Raw genomic sequence first — 19,724 nt, forward strand, 5'->3', positions numbered from 1 at the left:
TACCTTTGTAAGGAGACTAAAATTCAATTTTGTGAAAAAACTATTTCTTCTAGATGGAATGGCTCTGATATATAGAGCTTATTTTGCATTGAGCAAAACTCCCCGAATTACCTCAACAGGGTTAAATACAGGAGCAATCATGGGATTTACCAATACCCTATTGGATGTATTGAAAAATCAGCAACCTTCCCACATAGCAGTAGTGTTCGACACGGCGGCACCTACCGCACGACATATTGAATTTGAAGCTTATAAAGCACATCGCGAATCTATGCCAGAAGACCTTGCGGCCTCTATCCCCTATATCAATCGCTTAATTGAGGGCTTCAATATTCCGATCATCACCATGGATGGTTACGAGGCCGACGATATTATCGGTACGCTGGCAAAAAAGGCTGAAAAGCAAAATTTTCAGGTCTATTGCATGACACCGGATAAAGATTTCGGGCAACTTGTGTCTGAAAATATCTTTATCTATAAACCTGCACGCATGGGTAATGGAGCAGAAGTACAAGGTGTCAAAGAGATTCTTGAAAAATGGGAAATTTCTGACGTTTGCCAGGTCATCGATATCCTTGGTCTTTGGGGCGATGCCGTCGACAATATCCCTGGTATACCTGGAATTGGAGAAAAAACAGCGAAAAAACTTGTTCAGGAATACGGATCTGTCGAAGGCATTATCGCTAACGCGGATCAGCTTAAAGGAAAAATGCGCGAGAACGTGGAGAATTTTGCAGAACAAGGGCTTATCTCCAAAAAATTAGCCACTATTTTATTGGATGTACCCATTGAACTTGATGAAAAATCGCTAGAACTGGAAGACCCAAACAAAGAAATCCTTGAACCACTATTTGCAGAATTGGAATTCCGAACACTTGGAAAACGAGTTTTCGGCGATGAATTCTCCGTACTTGACAAGAGCATTCCTACAAATGGGCAAATGGATTTATTTTCGACAACAACGACGACAATTACCACGACCGAAATTGTCACTGAAATCAGTGTCGAAAATGTCGCAATAAATAATATACATAATACAACACATGAGTATGTTTTGGCCGACACAGCGGAAAAACAAGTAGCGCTAGCCGAACAGCTTGCGTCTTTAGATAGTTTTTGTTTCGACACAGAAACAACAGGATTGGATGCAAACCTTGCCGATATTGTGGGCTTATCATTTTCTTTTGAAAACGCTAAAGCGTATTATGTCCCAACACCTGCCGATCGTGAGGGTGCTCAAGCTATAGTCGATATTTTCAAGCCAGTTCTAGAAAACCCAAACATCGAGAAAATAGGACAAAACATCAAATACGATATTTTGTTATTAGCACGCTATGGTGTAAAGGTACAAGGTTCCCTTTTTGACACCATGCTTGCACATTATCTAATTGATCCAGATACCCGCCACGGGATGGAGGTACTTGCAGAAAATTACCTGAATTACAGCCCGGTATCAATCACCGAACTTATCGGTGAAAAGGGAAAGAAGCAAGGGAATATGCGCGACGTTGAAGTCGAAAAAGTAAAAGAATATGCTGCTGAAGATGCAGACATTACCCTACAGCTAAAAAATGTGTTTCAACCCCTTCTTGTCGAGACCAACACCATGCAGCTCGCTCAGGATGTCGAATTCCCATTAGTCTATATACTCGCTGAAATTGAACGAAACGGTGTAAAAATAGATGTTCCGGCACTTGAAGAGTTTTCAAAAACACTGGATCAGGACATTAAAAATCTCGAGGAATCCATCTTTGAGAAAGCGGGCGTAAATTTCAATATCGCCTCCCCTAAGCAATTGGGAGAAGTCTTATTCGATAAACTGCAACTGGATCCTAAAGCTAAAAAAACAAAAACAGGACAATATAAAACAGGTGAAGATGTATTATTGGCATTGGCCCATAAATCAGATATCGTCCAAGATATCTTGAACTTTAGGCAGATGCAAAAACTCAAATCTACCTATGTTGATGCGCTACCTGAATTGATAAACCCCGAAACAGGGCTCATTCATACGTCATATAATCAAGCGGTTGCCGCAACAGGCCGTCTGAGCTCAACTAATCCGAACTTGCAAAATATCCCGATCCGTACCGAACGGGGAAGAGAAGTCAGAAAAGCCTTTATCCCAAGATCTGAAAACAACGTGATCCTCTCAGCCGATTATTCACAGATTGAACTCCGCCTGATTGCCGAACTCAGTAAAGATCAGAATATGATGGAAGCATTTAGTCAAGGTCACGATATCCACCGGGCAACAGCCGCGAAAGTCTATAATGTGGATTTTGATGCCGTTACTTCTGAACAACGTCGCAACGCGAAAGCAGTTAACTTTGGCATTATCTATGGCCAGTCGGCCTTCGGCCTTTCCCAAAACCTTGGCATATCTCGTAAAGAAGCATCCGATATCATCAATGAATATTTTAACCAATATACAGGAATAAAAAAATACATGAGTGATGCCGTCGAGTCTGCAAAAGAGAAGGGTTACGTTGAAACAATTTTAAAACGAAGACGTTATTTGAGAGATATCAATTCTGCAAACATGACCGTTCGCGGATTCGCTGAAAGAAACGCAATTAATGCTCCGATCCAAGGATCGGCAGCAGATTTGATCAAACTTGCCATGATCGCGATTCAGAAGGAAATTGAACAGCGAGGTTTAACAGGTAAAATGATCATGCAGGTGCATGATGAATTGGTTTTTGACGTACCTAAAGACGAGATCGAGGTATTCAAAAAAATTATTTTGGACAAAATGTCCAATGCTATAAAAACAAGTGTTCCTTTGATCGTAGAAATTGGAGAAGGCAAAAATTGGCTAGAAGCACACTAAAGTTATGATTAGAAAATTCATCCATATCTTATTATTATTGTCTGTGTGCAGCTTTACAAACCTGTATGCACAGGATGAAAAACCTGTATTCTATGAAAAATTAGACCAGGGATTGATTCGTTTTTATTTTGACAAATATTATTATTTGGTTTCAAAAGAGTGCGAGTTTAAAACGATTGAACGTGTGAGCAAATTTGATTTTGCAAAGCAAGTCTTTGACGGAGAGTTTCGCGATTTTGCGCCAAATGGAGCGAGAATACTCATTGGTTCCTATAAAGATGGTAAAAAAGAAGGCGTATTTCAAGCCTTCCATCCAAATGGAGTGCTGAAATGGGAAGTAAATTTCCAAAACAACCACCCGACCGGTGATTGGAAATATTACTACCCGGATGGAAAACCGCTATTGACCATAACCTATAGTGAACAAGGCTACTTTATAAAAGATTACTGGGACAACAGGGGCAAACAGGAAGTAATAAATGGCGAAGGCAACTATGAATTTTCTATTCCGTTTGAAGGATTTACTGAATTTGGGTTTGATTTCTACCTACGCAAAGGAAAGGTGAAAAGCGGCAGGCCACAGGGAAACTGGAATACATATTTCTACAATGTAGGTCAGCAACCCGTTTACGCTATGACACAACGCTTTGCAAATGGTGTGCTCACAATGACCTATGATGACAATGGAGACCTAAATAATGAGGATTTCATGTCGCTAAGCATCCTCCCTTATGACTATTTTATACGAGCGGAACTATTTAACGGTAAGTCTTGCAGCTTTGATGATTATTCCAATTTTTATGCTTTCTTAACTAAACGTTTTAATGACAATCTCAATAAAACAAGACTAGATATCACCAAGCAGGTTAATTTTTCTTACCTCGTGGAAGTAAAGAAAACCGGAATGGCTAATCTAAAAAGTCTCAAGTTAACATCAGATTCCGGAAACGAATCTTTCGATGGCATTTTGAGCCGTATTGCGAGAAGTATTGACTTCTATTTCCCTACGTATAAAGACAACCAGCCTCAAGACGACCTCATCAGAGTGTCTGGTGGGATCACACAGGGTAACGATGGAAAAATCTATACCCATTCAATTAAAATCGAAAGACAAATAGACAATTCGAGTAAATAATTATCTTTGCAGAAATAAATAGATATGAAATTTCATAAAGAAGGATATACCACATTAGCGATCGCTGTACTTTTTATCTTCATTATCAATGCCGTTGCGGATTATTATGACGCTCCGCAATACGCCAAATGGTTTATTTATGCGCTATCAGCATTCCTATTCATCACAGTTGTCCAGTTTTTCAGAAGTCCCAGAAAAGTGGTCAACCCGCAGGATGACGTGATTCTTTGTCCAGCGGATGGAAAAGTTGTTGTTATCGAAGAAACTGAGGAAAATGAGTATTTCCATGATAAGCGTATACAGGTATCTATATTTATGTCTCCTGTCAATGTGCATGTCAACAGAAACCCAATCAGTGGTTTAGTCACGTTCTTTAAATACCATCCCGGTAAGTTTCTGGTGGCTTGGCACCCCAAATCATCTACAGATAACGAAAGAACAACAGTCGTTGTCAAAGATAAGGCTGGTCGGGAGGTTCTTTTCCGCCAAATAGCAGGAGCCTTAGCGCGCCGCATTGTATGGTATGTAAAAGAAAAAGACGAAGTCGTGCAAGGCAATGAGTTTGGTTTTATCAAATTCGGTTCCCGCGTAGATTTATTTCTTCCTTTAGGCACTGAAATCAATGTTAACATTGGTGACAAGGTTACTGGAGCAAAAACGATTATCGGAAAATTTTAACAATTTATTAATATCATTATAAGTAACTTAGGCTCCAAATCAGGGGCCTTTTTTATTCTGCAAATGAACTTTAAACAATTACTACTGGCAAACTCCGCAGCTGTCGGCATTGCAATATCTACGATCAGCTTTTATTATAAACATGACCTACAGACAGCGCTGATCATTTTCTTTGTTGCTGTGGTAACGAGTTTCCTTCTATTTAACTATCTATTTGAAAAATATATATATCGTAGACTCAATACGATGTATAAATTAATTCATAACCTTAAACTCGGTAAGGATCTTAAAGATGCTATCGGAGAACATGTCAGTGAGGATCCTATCACAGATGCTGAGAACGAAGTCAAAGCATGGGCAAAAGATAAAAAAAATGAGATAGAGCAGTTAAAATCACAGGAGAAATTCCGAAGAGAGTTTTTATCCAACATTTCTCATGAATTCAAGACGCCTTTATTTGCCACTCAAGGTTACATTGAGACCCTGCAAGATGGCCTGATGGAAGAAGACATGGAAATGGCCAAGAATTTCTTAGATAAGGCTGCCCGGAATCTAGACCGGCTAAATTACCTGATTCAGGATCTTGATGAAATATCCAAACTGGAATCCGGAAAAATGGTCCTGAATATAGAAAAATTCGATATCGTCGACCTCATTAAAGACACCACCTACTCTCTTGAAGACAAAGCTAAACAACACAATATCAAAATAGAATTCAAACCCAAAGTGGGTACACCCCATTGGGTTAAAGCTGACCGAAATAAAATTCATCAGGTATTATACAACCTGATAGATAATTCCCTAAAGTATGGAAAAGAGGGCGGGACAACGAAAATTAAGATTTTCCCACTGTTTGAACAGGTTCTTATCGAAATTACAGACGACGGTTATGGCATCGAAGAAAAAAATCTGAGCCGTGTATTCGAGCGCTTTTTTCGAACTGATAAGAGCCGATCACGCGATATTGGAGGATCAGGATTAGGATTGGCTATCGTAAAGCACATTGTCGAAGCACATCAGCAAAACGTAAATGTGCGTAGTACAGAGGGCATTGGAACAACATTCGGCTTTACTTTACAAAAAGTTCAGTCCGGTAATTAAACAATTGATGACACTTTTGTGTTTAAACAAAATCAATGTTAACATTAACTTAACATTAAGGTATTATTTTTGCAAAAATAAATTTAAGATATGTCTTTAAATAGCATTTTTCAATACTTCGTTCCAAAGGATAAAAAATTCTTCCCTTTGTTTGAACAAGCCGGCAACAACTTGATCGAGATGTCAAAGTTGTTAAAAGATATTGTTAACTCAAGCAACCCTGAAAAGAAAAAGGAATTAACACGCAAAGTGGAAGATTTGGAACATAGAGGCGACAACATCACGCATCAAATTCATTTGGAGCTGGGAAAGAACTTTATCACTCCTTTTGACCGCGAAGATATACACTCTTTGGCAAGCTCATTGGACGATGTCGCAGATTTTATCCATGGAGCCGCCAATAGAATGGACCTTTACAAGGTTGAAAAGGCCACCGAGCCAATGATTGAAATTGCTGACTTACTAGTCGAAGCTACAGAACATGTATCAAAAGCTATTCATGAGCTTAGAGATTTGAAAAATATCCGCAATATTACGGATTCATGTGTTCGCATCAATAGCGTAGAAAACAAAGCGGATTATATTTTCGATAAAGCTGTAGCTGACCTTTTTGAATTTGAAAAAGATGCAATTTCATTAATTAAACACAAGGAAGTGTTATCTGCAATGGAAGATGCAACCGATAAATGTGAGGATGTTGCTAACGTATTAGAAAGCATTCTGGTTAAAAACGCATAATCATTCGATTTAAGTGCACAAAAATTCTACGAGATTATGATGTCAACATTACTCGTTGTTGTAATTGTCCTTGCGATTGCTTTTGACTACATCAATGGATTCCATGATGCCGCCAATTCTATTGCGACAGTTGTATCAACAAAAGTTTTAACGCCAGCAATGGCCGTTTTATGGGCTGCGATATTCAACTTTGCAGCTTACTTCTACTTTACAGATCATAAAGTAGCCAATACCATTGCAAAAACAGTATTGGAAGAATACATTACCTTAGAAGTTATTTTTGCGGGGTTACTTGCAGCAATCGGTTGGAACTTATTTACATGGTACTATGGTGTGCCATCCAGTTCATCCCATACGCTTATTGGAGGTTTTGCAGGATCGGGAATGGCTTACGCGTTCATCCTTGGCGCAGATCCTATCCACGCCATCAATATTGATGCAACCTTAAAGATTATTGCATTTATCGTACTGGCCCCTATTATAGGTATGACGATATCGGTTATCATCACATTGATTGTAATCAACCTGGCAAAAAACTCCCGTCCAAGTGTTGCCGAAAAATGGTTCAAGATATTGCAACTTGTTTCTTCTGCCGCCTTGAGCTTTGCACATGGAGGTAATGATGCGCAGAAAGTCATGGGAATTATCCTTGTAGCGATGGTTGCTGGTGGCTATGTCCCAACGACTGAACACATGCCTGAATGGATTCCATTAACTTGTTACGCAGCAATCGCTGCCGGAACAATGAGCGGTGGGTGGAAAATTGTTAAAACGATGGGAACCAAGATTACAAAAGTAACACCCTTGGAAGGTGTTTGTGCTGAATCTGCAGGAGCTGTCACCTTGGGTATCACAGAACATTTTGGGATACCAGCCTCAACTACGCATACCATTACAGGTGCAATCATCGGTGTTGGTGTTGTCAAACGTGTATCAGCAGTACGTTGGGGGGTAACAATTAGCTTGTTATGGGCTTGGATATTAACCATTCCGGTTTCAGCTTTGTTGGGCGCGTTGTCGTTATTGGTCGTACATTATTTGCTTTAGAAAAAAATACTTAATTTTTTTCTTAAACCTATTGAAACAAAACAAAAATTTGGTACTTTCGTACCGGATTTTTGTTTTGTTGTTTCACATTAAATACTTAATTTAGTACAAAATATAGCAAAAACAAAATTTTAACATAACTTTAAGACTTTGGCACGGCAATTGTACTATTCCATGTGTTAATACGATAATTAAATTTGAAAACAATTAAAATTAATAATAACCTTAAAAACAAGAGTATGAACTATTCTACAATTAAAAAAACAGCAGTTGCTGCTACATTAGTTGCCGCTTTAGGTTTCGCTGGTACAGCACAAGCTCAACAAGTATTCGGTGGTAGATCACAATACAGAACTTGGTCTATCGGAGTTCAAGGTGGTATCACTACACCAAACACAATTCTTCCTGGATCAAATGCTTTTGGACAAAAAGTAGGTTACTTCCAAAACAAAGTTGGTGAATACTACGGATTAACTATCCGTAAACAATTCTCTCACACTTTTGGTTTAGAATTAGAAGCAAACCGTGGTAAGATCAAAACTTATAACAAAGCTCTTGACGGATTTAACGGATTTGAAGCTGGTTCTGGAACTAATCGTAATGGTGTTGCTAAATCTGCACAAACTGATGTAAATTGGGCAGCTAGCATTAATGGTGTATTTCAATTAGGAACTATTGATTTCTTAAGAAGAGAAAATGCGGTTAACTTCTACGCTAAAGTAGGTTTAGGAGTATTGGCTAATAATCCTGTTCAATTTGGAAATGAAGACTTTTCTGGAACAGAGGTTTATAACAATAAAGGTAATTGGGGATCTGAAATCTTCGGTGACCGTGAATTCAAAGGTGACCGTGATAACAAACTAACGGCTTTCGTTCCTGTAGGTGTTGGTGCTAAATTCAAATTATCAGAAGTTGTTGCCTTGAATTTAGGTTATACAATGAACTTTACTGATGATAACTTATTATATGGTCCCGCTCGTACAGATTACAAAGGTAAATTCTCTACAGTGATGGCTGGTTTAGAATTCACTTTAGGTTCGAAAGACAAACAAAACTTGACTTTTGCTAACCCAGTTGCTACATTGTATGATGAGTTGAAAGATCCTTCATTGAGAAACGAAGTTGAAGCGTTGAAACAACGTGTAAGCACTTTAGAAGGTACTGTTAACACATTAAGCGCTGACGCTGATGGTGATGGTGTATCTGATAAATTTGACAAATGTCCTGGTACTCCAGCTGGTACTCCAGTAGATGGTTCAGGATGTCCAATCAAATTCCCAGAGCCAGTTGCTAACAACGTTACTTCTAACGGTTACTACGCTCCAATTCAATTCGAATTTGATAGCTCAGTATTGAAAACTTCATCTTACTCTACATTAGACAAATTGGCTAAAGAGTTACGTGATAACAATTCATCTGTACAATTAGATGGTTATGCTTCTGCTGAAGGTTCTGAAGCTTATAACTTGACTTTATCTAAAGACCGTGCGAACTCTGTAAAACAATATTTAGTAAACGCTGGTGTTTCTTCATCAAGCATCACTGCTAACGGTTACGGAGAGAAAAACCCAGTTGCATCTAATGCTACTGAAGAAGGTCGTGTTCAAAACCGTCGTGTTGAGATCAAAAAATAATCGTATATAACTTATACCATTATATTAGAAGCCGGCTTTAAAGCCGGCTTTTTTATTTTACCCGTATTTATCCTTAACTTTGTGGAGGATATCCGATTTGTGGAAAATTAGTTCGAACAAATTAGATAAGAAATTAGTATTTTGAATTAAAGAACAGAATACTGGTTTTAAACTTTTGAGAATGGAAGAGGATTTTGAATTTGAAAACCCCGAAGAAAGAAAAATCTCGGTGGACAGATATGAGGAAATGCTTCGAAACGAGGATCAGTATTTTTTTGACTCCAAGGCTTTTGAAGGAATTATTGATTACTACACTGAAAAAAATGACCCTGTTAAGGCCCTACAGGTTACCGAATATGCGATCAGCCAACACCCTTTTGATATTACCTTCCTATTGAAACAGGCACAACTGTTTTCAACGATTCAACAATATCAGAATGCACTTGCAGCGCTTGATAAAGCGGAATTATTGGAAGCTTCAGAAGGAGACATTTTCTTGATCCGCGGCGGCATATTAGGCAGTATCGGCCAGTTTGATAATGCTTTGGAACAGCTCTTCAAAGCACTTCCGCTATTAGATAATAAAGATGAAGTCTACTTCCATATTGCGATGATCTTTCAAGCGCAAATGAATTATGACAAGGCTATAATTTATCTAAAGAAAGCCCTTGAGCTCAACATGGATTACCAAGAAGCACTCTATGAATTGGCCTACTGTTATGATGTATTGGATAGACAAGAGGAAAGTATCTCCTTTTATAAAAAATACATTGATTCAGATCCATACTCCTACTATGCTTGGTACAATTTGGGAAATTCTTTCCATAAAATCAGTCGGTTTGAGGAAGCTCTGGATGCTTATGACTATGCTATATTAATTAAAGAAGACTTTTCTTCAGCTTATTTCAATAAGGGGAACGCTCTTGTTAATCTAGATCGCTATCAGGAAGCATTGGACGTATACAAACAAACATTTGAATATGAGCAACCAAGTGCTGATACCTATTGTGCGATTGGCGAATGTTATGAGAAACTTGAGCAGATGGAGGAAGCCCGCAATTATTATAAAAAAGCAGTCAAATTAGATGCGGAGCTTGCTGATGCCTGGTTCGGTATTGGGGTCACCTTAGATTTCGAAGAGCGTTATTTTGAATCTCTTCATTTCTATAAAAAAGCATTGGAGCTGGAAGATACAAACCCCGATTACTGGTTTGCGATTGCCGATGCCCGATACAAACTACAACAAATAGATCTTGCAGAAGAAGCCTATAAAAAGGTAGTCGCTTTGAACCCAACAGATATAGATGCGTGGCTCGATTATTCCTCCATTCTATTTGAACAAAGTAAAATTGAAGAAGCCATTGATGTACTATCCGATGCCATCACACAAAATCCAAATGCTGCAGAGCTGTACTATCGTGTGGTTGCTTATCTATTTGCCAATGGACAATACAATGAAGCGCTGAACTTTTTAGAGCTTGGTCTGGCGACGGATCCCGATAAGCATCATATTCTTTTTGATTACCTTCCACAGCTACAAGGGAATCAGATTATTACTGAAATTGTAAAAAAATATACAAAGCCGAAAGATTAACATGTAAGAGGCTCATATCCGGTCATTGCATAGCAATGACCGGATATTAAAATTGAAAATATATTCCTGTTCCCACAACGTACTTTTCGCAATTCAAATGAAAAAATTAGGCTTAATAGGATACCCGTTAGGGCATTCTTTTTCAAAAAAATATTATCTAGAAAAATTTCATCAAGAGGGTATTACCGATGTGGATTATGATTTATATCCACTTGCTCAAATAGCCGATTTTACAATAATTGCTTCCAATAAAGACTTTTACGGTGTCAATGTGACCATTCCCTATAAGATAGAGGTTATGGATTATTTGGATGAGCTCTCGGAAGAAGCTCATGCAATACAAGCTGTAAACTGTATTCGAATCAGCCATACATCAGATGGCATAACACATCTTAAAGGCTACAATACAGATGCCTATGGTTTTGAGGCATCGCTAAAGCCGCTATTAAATCCCCAAGCGGATAAGAAGGCTTTGATTTTAGGTAATGGGGGCGCTGCAAAAGCTGTCATTTATGCCCTGAATCAACTTGGAATAACACATACTTTAGTAAGCAGAACCAAACAGGCAGGCCAGCTCACTTATGATGAAATTGATCGTGCTATCCTAGCTGACCATACTTTGATTATCAACTGTTCACCGGTTGGTACATTTCCCAATACAGCAGAATATCCGAAAATTCCTTACGAATTCTTAACTGAGAATCACCTCTGTTATGATCTCATATACAACCCAGAGGAAACAACGTTTCTTCGAAAAAGCAAAGAAAAAGGTGCCAGAATCAAAAACGGGTATGAAATGTTGGTTCTACAAGCAGAAAAAAACTGGGAAATCTGGAATAGTTGACCTTTCAATAGTAAGAAATCAATAAAAACTGTAATTTTACCACTATGCTTACGATCAAAACATTCACTTTCAATCCCTATCAGGAGAATACTTATCTACTTTATAACGAGTCAGGAAATGCCATTATCATTGATCCTGGGATGTACGGCGAGCAAGATCAGCAAGAACTCCTAGCTTTCATCGCAAACAATAAACTCAAGCCGACACTCCTATTAAATACACACTGTCATATTGACCATGTATTGGGGAATAGTTTTGTCCATGAAAAATTTGGCTTGCTTCCGCAGTTTCACGAAGGTGAGGTACCAATTTTAGTAGCGGTTCAGAATTATGCTCCTCAAATGGGCATCCGATATGACATTTCCCCAATTGGGGAAACATTTCTAAATGAGGATGATACCATTCATTTAGATGATGATGAGCTAACGGTCATTCTTGCGCCTGGACATTCCCCTGCACATATTTGCTTATATTCAGCTGATCAAAAATTCTTGATCGGAGGAGATGTTCTATTTCGCAATAGCATTGGCCGTACTGATCTTCCTGGGGGAAATCACCAGCAGCTTTTGGATAGCATAAAAACAAAACTTTATACCTTGCCCGACGACACGATCGTCTATCCGGGGCATGGCCCATCGACTACGATTGGCTTCGAAAAAAATTCTAATCCATTTATCCAAGGATAAAAGTCATGAACCTGCCATTTCTATTTGCAAAAAGATATCTGTTTTCTAAGAAATCAGTTAATGCCATTAATATCATCTCTTCAATTAGTGTGATTGGCGTAATGGTAAGTAGTGCCGCATTAATCATTTTGTTATCATCATTCAATGGAATGGAACAGCTGATACTATCCATGTACAGTAAGTTTGCTCCTGAGCTGAAGATTGAACCCAAGAAAGGCAAACTTTTTGATAGCAAACAGGCTATCTTCAGCGAATTACGAAAAGATTCTAATGTGGTTCATTATACGGAGGTTCTACAAGAGAAGGTATTGTTACAATATTCAAATAGACAATTTATTGCAAATATAAAAGGTGTCGAACCTCAATCGCTAAGTAAGAAGACCGGAGACAGTATCCTCGTAGATGGCCAATACAAACTTACTCATGACTCGACTAACCTCGCAATTCTAGGGGCTAGCGTACAGGCAAATCTGGCGATTCCTATGCAGAACTCTTCGGGACAAATTCAAGTGTATTCACCGAGAAAAGGGGTAAAAAATTCCTCCAATCCTGCTGAAGAGTTCAACATCCGATCCATAACTCCTGTAGGGGTAATGCGCTATCAACAAGATTTTGACAATTTGATAATTACACCGATTTCATTTGCTAAAGAGGTTCTCGGAGAATATGACCGCGTTTCATCGATCGAATTTTACCTAAAAGATGGTATAGATGTCAACTTATTTGGGCAGACATTACAAAAGAAAATAGGACCAGATTATATTGTAAAGAATAGGGAAAAACAAAACCCCACCTTATATAAAAATGTACGTGTTGAACGCTGGGTCGTCTTCTTTATCCTGACCTTAATCAGTGTGATTGCAATCTTTAATATTGTAGGTTCCTTAACCATGCTTGTACTGGACAAACAAAAGGATATGACGATCCTGAAAGGTTTGGGTGGGGCTGATAATCTAATTCAACGTATCTTCTTTTATGAAGGTCTTATGATCGCTATTATCGGTTGTGTATTAGGTCTATTGATAGGCGGCATATTCAACTATATTCAGTCAGTCTATGGAATCATTCGTGTAGAAGATGGAGCGAATACCATTATTGACAGCTACCCTATGGTAAGTAAGTGGAGTGATTACATTTTAGTATTCATAACAGTCATTGGCATCTCTGGTCTAGTTTCCTATTTCTCCGCTAAATTAAGTGTGAGAGAACTCAATAAACTGAAATCGACTGATTAATAACTTGAACTTTTTCGGCTTTGACTTCCTTTTGTAATCTGTTGGATTAAACTGCCCCATGCAAAAGGATTTAACAATGGATTAGCATAACGTTGGTTGATGACTTTATTATTCATGGTATTAAAGCTCTGCGCATTATTAATTGAACGCATTTCATTTCCGTCACGTGGTATTACAGCTGCCATTGCAGACAAGGACTCATACGACAAGGATCTTCTTACTCTAACGATGTTATCTTCGGAAACGTCTAGATTCATAAATGCAATGTTAAACTCTTCTATACTTGCCCAAGGATAGGGCGTTACCATCGGAAGTTCCGTCACTAGATTTTGCATAATGATATTTGCGGTATATTTATCTCCAGAAACCTCAGGAATAGTGACAACTAAAGGATCAAAACCGACAGAGGTAAAACGAATTGTATCGCCTACATGTGCCACAAAAGAGAAATAGCCCTCGTTATTTGCAGCAAATGCTTCATTTCGGAAAGATAAATTAGTGACAGTCGCATAACCTACAGGAAGTCCAGACCCAACCGTTGTTACGATACCGGAATATTGAATAATTTTCCTTTCCTGCGCTTGTAATGCAGCGGAACAAAAAAGTATAAATACAGCAAATAATATAGAAACCAGCAACTTCATAGAACAAATTTAAACAAAAGTAGCCGAACTAGCCGTTAAATTGTGTTAATAGAAAAACTAATTAACAGAGGGTAAAGTTGCTTCTGGGGAATCTGGATCTGTTAAATTAATAGCCTCTACTGCTGTAATTTCAGGAACAGCTTTCTTAATTGCCTGCTCTAAACCAGCTTTAAAGGTCATAATGCTCATTGAACATGAAGCACATGCTCCCAATAATTTTAAACGCACGACATTATCCGCTGTAATCTCTTCAACACTCACATTTCCGCCATCAGTCTCCAAATATGGTCTCAAGGTATCTAATGCTTGCTCAACTTTTTCTTTTAAAGTCATACTCTTAATGCTATTCAATGATTGTAATATGTAAAGATAATCAAATATTTTAAAATGTGTATTTTTAGGCTTCGCTATCATTGGAAAAACAACAAGTATATGACAATATACCCTCTTCCAAGCTACAATCGAGTTAAAGAATGTTAATAAGAAATGTTGTTTTTGCGATCAAATAATTATTAAACTATATTGCGCAGTAAAATTTAATTGATTAGTATAACAAATTCACTTATCTTTGTAAAATGTTTTTAAATAGGCGTATAGCGGCTATCTGTGCCGGCATGATGTTTCTATTGGTATTTACTGGCTGTAAAAGTAAATTTGAGAAATTGCGCGCAAGCAATAACATCGCTCAAAAGTACGAAGAGGCCGTAAAACTTTATGAGAAAAAGAAATATACAAAGGCGTTAGTTTTGTTTGATGACTTGCGGACCAAATTCCGTGGACAAGCTGAAGCAGAAAATATTTACTATTATTTGGCATTTGCCAACTACCGTCTGAAAGATTATACATCTGCAGCATTTCACTTTAAAGATTTTGCGGATGTTTATCCAAATAGTGCAAGAGCAGAGGAATGTCGTTTTATGCATGCCTATTGTTATTATTTAGATTCTCCGAGATCGACGTTAGATCAAGCAAATACAAGAAAGGCAATTGATGCTTTACAGCTCTTCGTCAATCTCTATCCCGAATCGGAACGGTCCAAAGAAGCCGCAGATCTTATTCAGAAATTAAGAGATAAACTTGAGCTTAAAGCATTTGCTAATGCAAGACTGTATTATGATATGGGTCTTACGGATGATTATAGGGCAGCTGTCATCGCATTACAGAATGTATTAAAAGAATACCCTGATACAAAATACGCAGAAGAGATTGAGTTTTTAACCTTAAAAGCACAATACATCTATGCGTCAAAAAGTTTCTTCCTGAAACAAGAAAGCAGATTTGATGATGCCTTGGATTATTACCGTAGCTTCGCAAGTAATTTTCCGAATAGCAAACATATGAAAGAGGCAGAATCTCTTCGTGAGAATTCTGAAAAAGGGATTAAAACCGCCCTCTCTCAAGTGAAGGATTATAATAAGGCCGTTGCGGAGCAGGAAGTGTATATTAAAGAACAAAAGGCGAAAAAAGAAAAAGAAAATACCCAAAAAGATGAGTCAAAAAAATAACAATTCAGTTCCAAACTCTACAGTCACACGTGACTTGAGACAATTGGACAAAGGCACTGACAATCTCTATGAATCTATTGTAGTTATTTCTAAACGCGCGAACCAAATTGCAGTAGATATTAAAGAAGAATTGAATGGAAAACTTGCTGAATTCGCGAGCAACAACGATAACTTGGAAGAGGTATTCGAAAACCGTGAACAAATAGAGATTTCAAAACATTACGAGCGTATGCCAAAGCCTACTTTGGTTGCTATTGATGAATTTTTACACGATAAAGTGTACTACAGAAATCCTTCAAAAGAGCAGGACTAATACTTAAACAATGGCTTTAGCTGGGAAAAATATTGTAATTGCTGTATGCGGCAGTATTGCCGCATACAAGATTGCATCCCTTATCCGCCTTTTGGTAAAAGCGGAAGCCAAAGTTAACGTAGTCATGTCAAAAGAAGCGACAGCCTTTATTACCCCGCTTACGCTTTCCACACTCTCCAAAACCCCCGTTTTAATAGATTATTATCAGCCGAATACCGGGGAATGGAACAATCATGTCGAAATTGCTTTAAATGCAGATTATATTTTAGTCGCACCAGCAACGGCAAATACCTTGGCCAAAATGGCCAATGGGTTTTGCGATAACCTCTTAACAGCCGTGTATCTATCAGCAAAATGTCCAGTACTATTCGCTCCAGCAATGGATTTAGATATGTGGAAACACCCTTCAACACAGTCCAATATTAATAAGCTTAGTTCTTATGGCAATATCCTCATTCCTCCGGGAAAAGGGGAACTGGCAAGTGGTCTAGTGGGTGAGGGGCGTTTGGCGGAGCCGGAAGAAATAATGGATTTCTTAGTTAAATTTTCGGAGCGAGGACTGCCCTTAGCAGGAAAGAAAGCATTAGTATCAGCTGGCCCTACTTATGAAGCTATAGACCCAGTCCGCTTCATTGGCAATCATTCAAGTGGAAAAATGGGCTATGCCATCGCCAAAGAACTTGAAGAACTTGGCGCAGACGTCACGCTAGTATCGGGACCGACTGCCCTGAAATTACCCGAGCGCGTCTATACGATTTCAGTTACCTCGGCAGCTGAGATGCTGAGCGCCTGCGAAGAATATTTTGAAGCAGCAGATATTGTTGTGATGAGCGCTGCTGTGGCAGACTACACTCCAGTTGAAGTCGCTACCCAAAAAATAAAAAAGAAAGAAAACGAATTCGCTATCGCGCTGACGAAAACCGCCGATATTCTAGCTACTTTAGGTGCCAAAAAGAAAGAAAACCAGTTACTCGTTGGGTTTGCATTGGAAACCAATAATGAACTCGAAAATGCAAAAGACAAATTGGTTCGAAAAAACCTGGATTTTATTGTGCTCAATTCCATGCAAGATAAAGGTGCCGGCTTTGCCACGGATACCAATAAAGTCACTATAATCGATCGGTCTGGAAATACCCGTGAGTTTAGCCTAAAATCGAAAGAAGAAGTTGCTAAAGATATCTGCTCAATTATCGTGAGCCTATCCTAAGCAAATTTTATATATACTCCCCTTGGAGTATAATGTCTCCAGCTCTTATAAATTTGCAATCCTCAATTCCTTTGGATAATAGTTGTTTATTCGGTTGGTCAATACCTTCATCCAGCCCAAAGGTTTACCTTGAAAACTTGCTATGGCCCATCCTTGAATATTTTCGCCAATCGTATCCACAGCTATATTTTCCTTTCTAAGATAATTGCGGGCATCCTCAAGCGACAATTCCACCAATTGGAAGTCTTTGGTCAAATGAATGCTCAAAGCCAGCGCATGGCTTGGTATTAGCTCCTTTCTGTTAAGTTTCCCAACATTAGTTCCCGCATTCTTAAGATAAAGTACATTTTGGAGATACTTTAGATCATGTTCATACATTTTTGGAAAAACATATACATCCTCATGATGAAGAAAAGTATGAAAACTGGCACTATCCGAAATCCAATTATCTAGAATTCCTCTAGGTACCTCTGATTTTTCGGGTTTAATTCGCTTTCTATTGAACGTTTCCTGTTCGCCAATCTTCTTAAGGACAGCAATAAAAAAGCCCTCTCCACCTAATTTATGCGGGTAAAATCGATAACCGTGTGCACGATGCTTATTAGAACTTGTATGATCAATTCCCCAATGCTCTTCAATAGCTATTTCAATAGATTCGAAATCACCGCTATCCAGTAACCAATCGACAATATCTTCATTTTCTTCCGGAGAATAAGAACATGTTGAATAGAACAAATATCCGCCCTTATTTAAAGTCGCCAAGCTTTCAGCCAAAATTCGCTGTTGTCTTTCGCTACAAAGCTTAACATTAGCTTCGGACCATTCATCGATGGCATCGGTATCTTTTCTAAACATTCCAGATCCAGAACATGGGGCATCAACAAGCATCAAATCGAAGTATCCTGGAAGGCGATTAAACGCTGCAGGATCATTATTTGTCGTTACTGTGTTGGCATTTCCCCATTTCATTAAGTTATCTTGCAGGATGGTAACCCTAGTTTTAATAATTTCATTTGCAACCAAGAGCGATTCCGGATGCAAACTACTATTTAATAAAGTAGACTTTCCTCCTGGAGCGGCGCATAAGTCCAATGCCCGAACACTCCTTTCATTTAACTTCAAACTTCGAATAATATGGTCTATGAACATAGAAGAAGCATCTTGTGGATAGTATGCTCCAGCATGAAATAAAGGATCTAACGTAAATACTGGACGATCCTGAAGATAATAAGCCCCATGACACCAAGGAACTTGTCCTGCATTAGGAAACGGACAATCTTCTAATTTATTAGGGTTTAGGCGTATTGCTGTCGCCCGAATACCTTCCTCATGTATCTTAATAAATGCATCAGTATCAAATAATGGATTCACTCCTAACTTTTTTACTAAAGAATTTGGCAGAAAATTACTCATATTGTCCCGATAGTTTGCGATAAAATTAAGATAAATAAAAATGAAGTCAAAATAAGTGGTAAATTACAAGAAAGAGTAACTTTGCACCATGAAAGAATTCAAGAAATATGCTATTATTCCTGCAACTCCAGAGGAGCTGTATCTTGCATTAACGACCGAAATTACCGCTCGTCTTTGGACAGGAGACCTAGTGTACATAGACGCTACTATCAACGGAGAATTCTCCTTATGGGATGGTGCTATAACTGGCCGATTCTTGGAACTGGAACCTTCGACAAAAATTGTGCAAGAATGGTACTTCGGTGAAACAGACAACCCTTCGATCGTTACATTAAAGCTGCATGAACATAAAAAAGGGACATCCCTGGAAATTAGGCAGACAAATATACCGGATGAAGACTTTGAAAATATCTCGGATGGATGGGAAGACCCTTATATCTCCTCGTTGATCGACTTTTATACAGAAGAAGATTAAAGCAATGCAGCTATTCTTCCAGGGTATAGTGTAATAGCCAAGAACATCAGGTATTTGTATTCCATATAGACCGTTGGCAATACAGATACCTCCTTTACTGTGCCCGACTTTCCACTTTCCAATATATAATAATTGATATTTCACTATTATACAACATGTGAGTCGTTTCAATATCTCAAATAGAACGGATTATAATTTCTACATGCTCCTTTAATCCCAATCTTCATACATATAAAATATCCCACAATAGTTTCAAACACCAAACTCAAAGCTCCTGCCGATATATTCATCCTTTACAGGCAAAGGTGTAGCAATCTTACAACATAAAATCGGCAACAGCGAAAATTATGGTGTTAAAAAGTTTTCAATCCTATCTAATAGAAATACGAATGATATATCCAAAAACCGAGACTTTCTCACCTCCGTAAACCATGGGGGTAATAGCTGAGACAGGACATGCTCCTAGTGATTACAAGTAGCTTGTGTAGTGACCGCCGAATATTTGATTTACAATAAATGCTGGCTATAACGATGCGTCACACTGCTGCGGAACAGCGCCGGTCCGGGGGGGGGGGACGGAGGATATGCAATAGCATTGTACGGGGAAGTACGGGGAGTATCTAAACGAAAGAAGCCCTTGAC

Annotated in this window: 18 protein-coding genes; 15 read left to right on the forward strand and 3 right to left on the reverse strand. The window is 38.5% G+C overall.

The features are described 5' to 3' along the window. The first annotated feature begins 31 nt into the window (after positions 1–31). The 11 genes from polA to B3297_RS15280 all read left to right on the forward strand — a co-directional run bounded on the left by polA (position 32) and on the right by B3297_RS15280 (position 13,525). Positions 32–2,833, forward strand: coding sequence for a DNA polymerase I (gene polA / locus B3297_RS15230; protein WP_286779101.1), 2,802 nt, complete (start codon positions 32–34; stop codon positions 2,831–2,833). Positions 2,834–2,837: 4 nt separating this feature from the next. After that, the gene (locus B3297_RS15235) at positions 2,838–3,968 is read left to right on the forward strand and encodes a toxin-antitoxin system YwqK family antitoxin (RefSeq protein ID WP_286779102.1); all 1,131 of its coding nucleotides are present in this window, start codon (positions 2,838–2,840) and stop codon (positions 3,966–3,968) included. Positions 3,969–3,992: 24 nt separating this feature from the next. Beyond that, positions 3,993–4,646, forward strand: coding sequence for a phosphatidylserine decarboxylase family protein (locus tag B3297_RS15240; protein ID WP_046671639.1), 654 nt, complete (start codon positions 3,993–3,995; stop codon positions 4,644–4,646). Positions 4,647–4,709: 63 nt separating this feature from the next. Next, positions 4,710–5,747, forward strand: a complete 1,038-nt coding sequence (locus B3297_RS15245) for a sensor histidine kinase (protein ID WP_070560922.1) — start codon at positions 4,710–4,712, stop codon at positions 5,745–5,747. A gap of 90 nt (positions 5,748–5,837) precedes the next feature. Beyond that, positions 5,838–6,485 (forward strand): DUF47 domain-containing protein, encoded by a 648-nt coding sequence (locus tag B3297_RS15250; protein ID WP_046671637.1) that lies wholly within the window; start codon positions 5,838–5,840, stop codon positions 6,483–6,485. A gap of 36 nt (positions 6,486–6,521) precedes the next feature. Further along, the gene (locus tag B3297_RS15255; RefSeq protein ID WP_046671636.1) at positions 6,522–7,532 is read left to right on the forward strand and encodes an inorganic phosphate transporter; all 1,011 of its coding nucleotides are present in this window, start codon (positions 6,522–6,524) and stop codon (positions 7,530–7,532) included. Between the two features lie 197 nt (positions 7,533–7,729). Then, positions 7,730–9,166, forward strand: coding sequence for an OmpA family protein (locus B3297_RS15260; RefSeq protein WP_376778163.1), 1,437 nt, complete (start codon positions 7,730–7,732; stop codon positions 9,164–9,166). Positions 9,167–9,347: 181 nt separating this feature from the next. Then, positions 9,348–10,760, forward strand: coding sequence for a tetratricopeptide repeat protein (locus B3297_RS15265; RefSeq protein ID WP_286779103.1), 1,413 nt, complete (start codon positions 9,348–9,350; stop codon positions 10,758–10,760). A 97-nt stretch (positions 10,761–10,857) separates the two neighbouring features. Further along, the gene (locus B3297_RS15270) at positions 10,858–11,604 is read left to right on the forward strand and encodes a shikimate dehydrogenase family protein (RefSeq protein WP_070561041.1); all 747 of its coding nucleotides are present in this window, start codon (positions 10,858–10,860) and stop codon (positions 11,602–11,604) included. 44 nt (positions 11,605–11,648) lie between these two features. After that, a complete protein-coding gene (locus B3297_RS15275) occupies positions 11,649–12,290 on the forward strand; it encodes an MBL fold metallo-hydrolase (protein WP_070560919.1) in 642 nt (213 codons plus the stop codon). A 5-nt stretch (positions 12,291–12,295) separates the two neighbouring features. Beyond that, on the forward strand, positions 12,296–13,525 hold the full coding sequence (locus B3297_RS15280; RefSeq protein WP_070560917.1) for an FtsX-like permease family protein: 1,230 nt from the start codon (positions 12,296–12,298) through the stop codon (positions 13,523–13,525). Here the strand turns inward: B3297_RS15280 and B3297_RS15285 are convergent. Next, positions 13,522–14,169 (reverse strand): carboxypeptidase regulatory-like domain-containing protein, encoded by a 648-nt coding sequence (locus B3297_RS15285; protein ID WP_070560915.1) that lies wholly within the window; start codon positions 14,167–14,169, stop codon positions 13,522–13,524. The two genes, B3297_RS15280 and B3297_RS15285, sit on opposite strands and share 4 nt — an antisense overlap. A 57-nt stretch (positions 14,170–14,226) precedes the next feature. Further along, a complete protein-coding gene (locus B3297_RS15290; RefSeq protein WP_046671629.1) occupies positions 14,227–14,502 on the reverse strand; it encodes a NifU family protein in 276 nt (91 codons plus the stop codon). A 242-nt stretch (positions 14,503–14,744) separates the two neighbouring features. Between B3297_RS15290 and B3297_RS15295 the strand changes: the two genes are divergently transcribed. The 3 genes from B3297_RS15295 to coaBC are packed head-to-tail and all read left to right on the forward strand — an operon-like array spanning position 14,745 to position 17,194. Further along, on the forward strand, positions 14,745–15,674 hold the full coding sequence (locus tag B3297_RS15295) for an outer membrane protein assembly factor BamD (RefSeq protein WP_112375121.1): 930 nt from the start codon (positions 14,745–14,747) through the stop codon (positions 15,672–15,674). Further along, positions 15,658–15,987: a DNA-directed RNA polymerase subunit omega gene (locus tag B3297_RS15300; RefSeq protein ID WP_046671627.1), complete on the forward strand. Its 330-nt coding sequence runs from the start codon at positions 15,658–15,660 to the stop codon at positions 15,985–15,987. Before B3297_RS15295 ends, B3297_RS15300 begins: the two co-directional genes overlap by 17 nt. A gap of 10 nt (positions 15,988–15,997) precedes the next feature. Then, the gene (gene coaBC, locus B3297_RS15305; RefSeq protein ID WP_070560911.1) at positions 15,998–17,194 is read left to right on the forward strand and encodes a bifunctional phosphopantothenoylcysteine decarboxylase/phosphopantothenate--cysteine ligase CoaBC; all 1,197 of its coding nucleotides are present in this window, start codon (positions 15,998–16,000) and stop codon (positions 17,192–17,194) included. 45 nt (positions 17,195–17,239) lie between these two features. Here coaBC and B3297_RS15310 read toward each other — a convergent pair whose 3' ends face one another. Further along, a complete protein-coding gene (locus tag B3297_RS15310) occupies positions 17,240–18,565 on the reverse strand; it encodes a methyltransferase RsmF C-terminal domain-like protein (RefSeq protein ID WP_286779104.1) in 1,326 nt (441 codons plus the stop codon). Positions 18,566–18,695: 130 nt separating this feature from the next. Between B3297_RS15310 and B3297_RS15315 the strand changes: the two genes are divergently transcribed. Continuing rightward, positions 18,696–19,082 carry an SRPBCC domain-containing protein gene (locus B3297_RS15315; protein WP_286779105.1) on the forward strand — a complete coding sequence of 129 codons (387 nt, stop codon included), beginning with the start codon at positions 18,696–18,698 and terminating at the stop codon, positions 19,080–19,082. The last annotated feature ends 642 nt before the right edge of the window (positions 19,083–19,724 follow it).

The organism is Sphingobacterium sp. UBA3519 (genome assembly GCF_002377215.1).
Lineage (GTDB): Bacteria > Bacteroidota > Bacteroidia > Sphingobacteriales > Sphingobacteriaceae > Sphingobacterium > Sphingobacterium multivorum.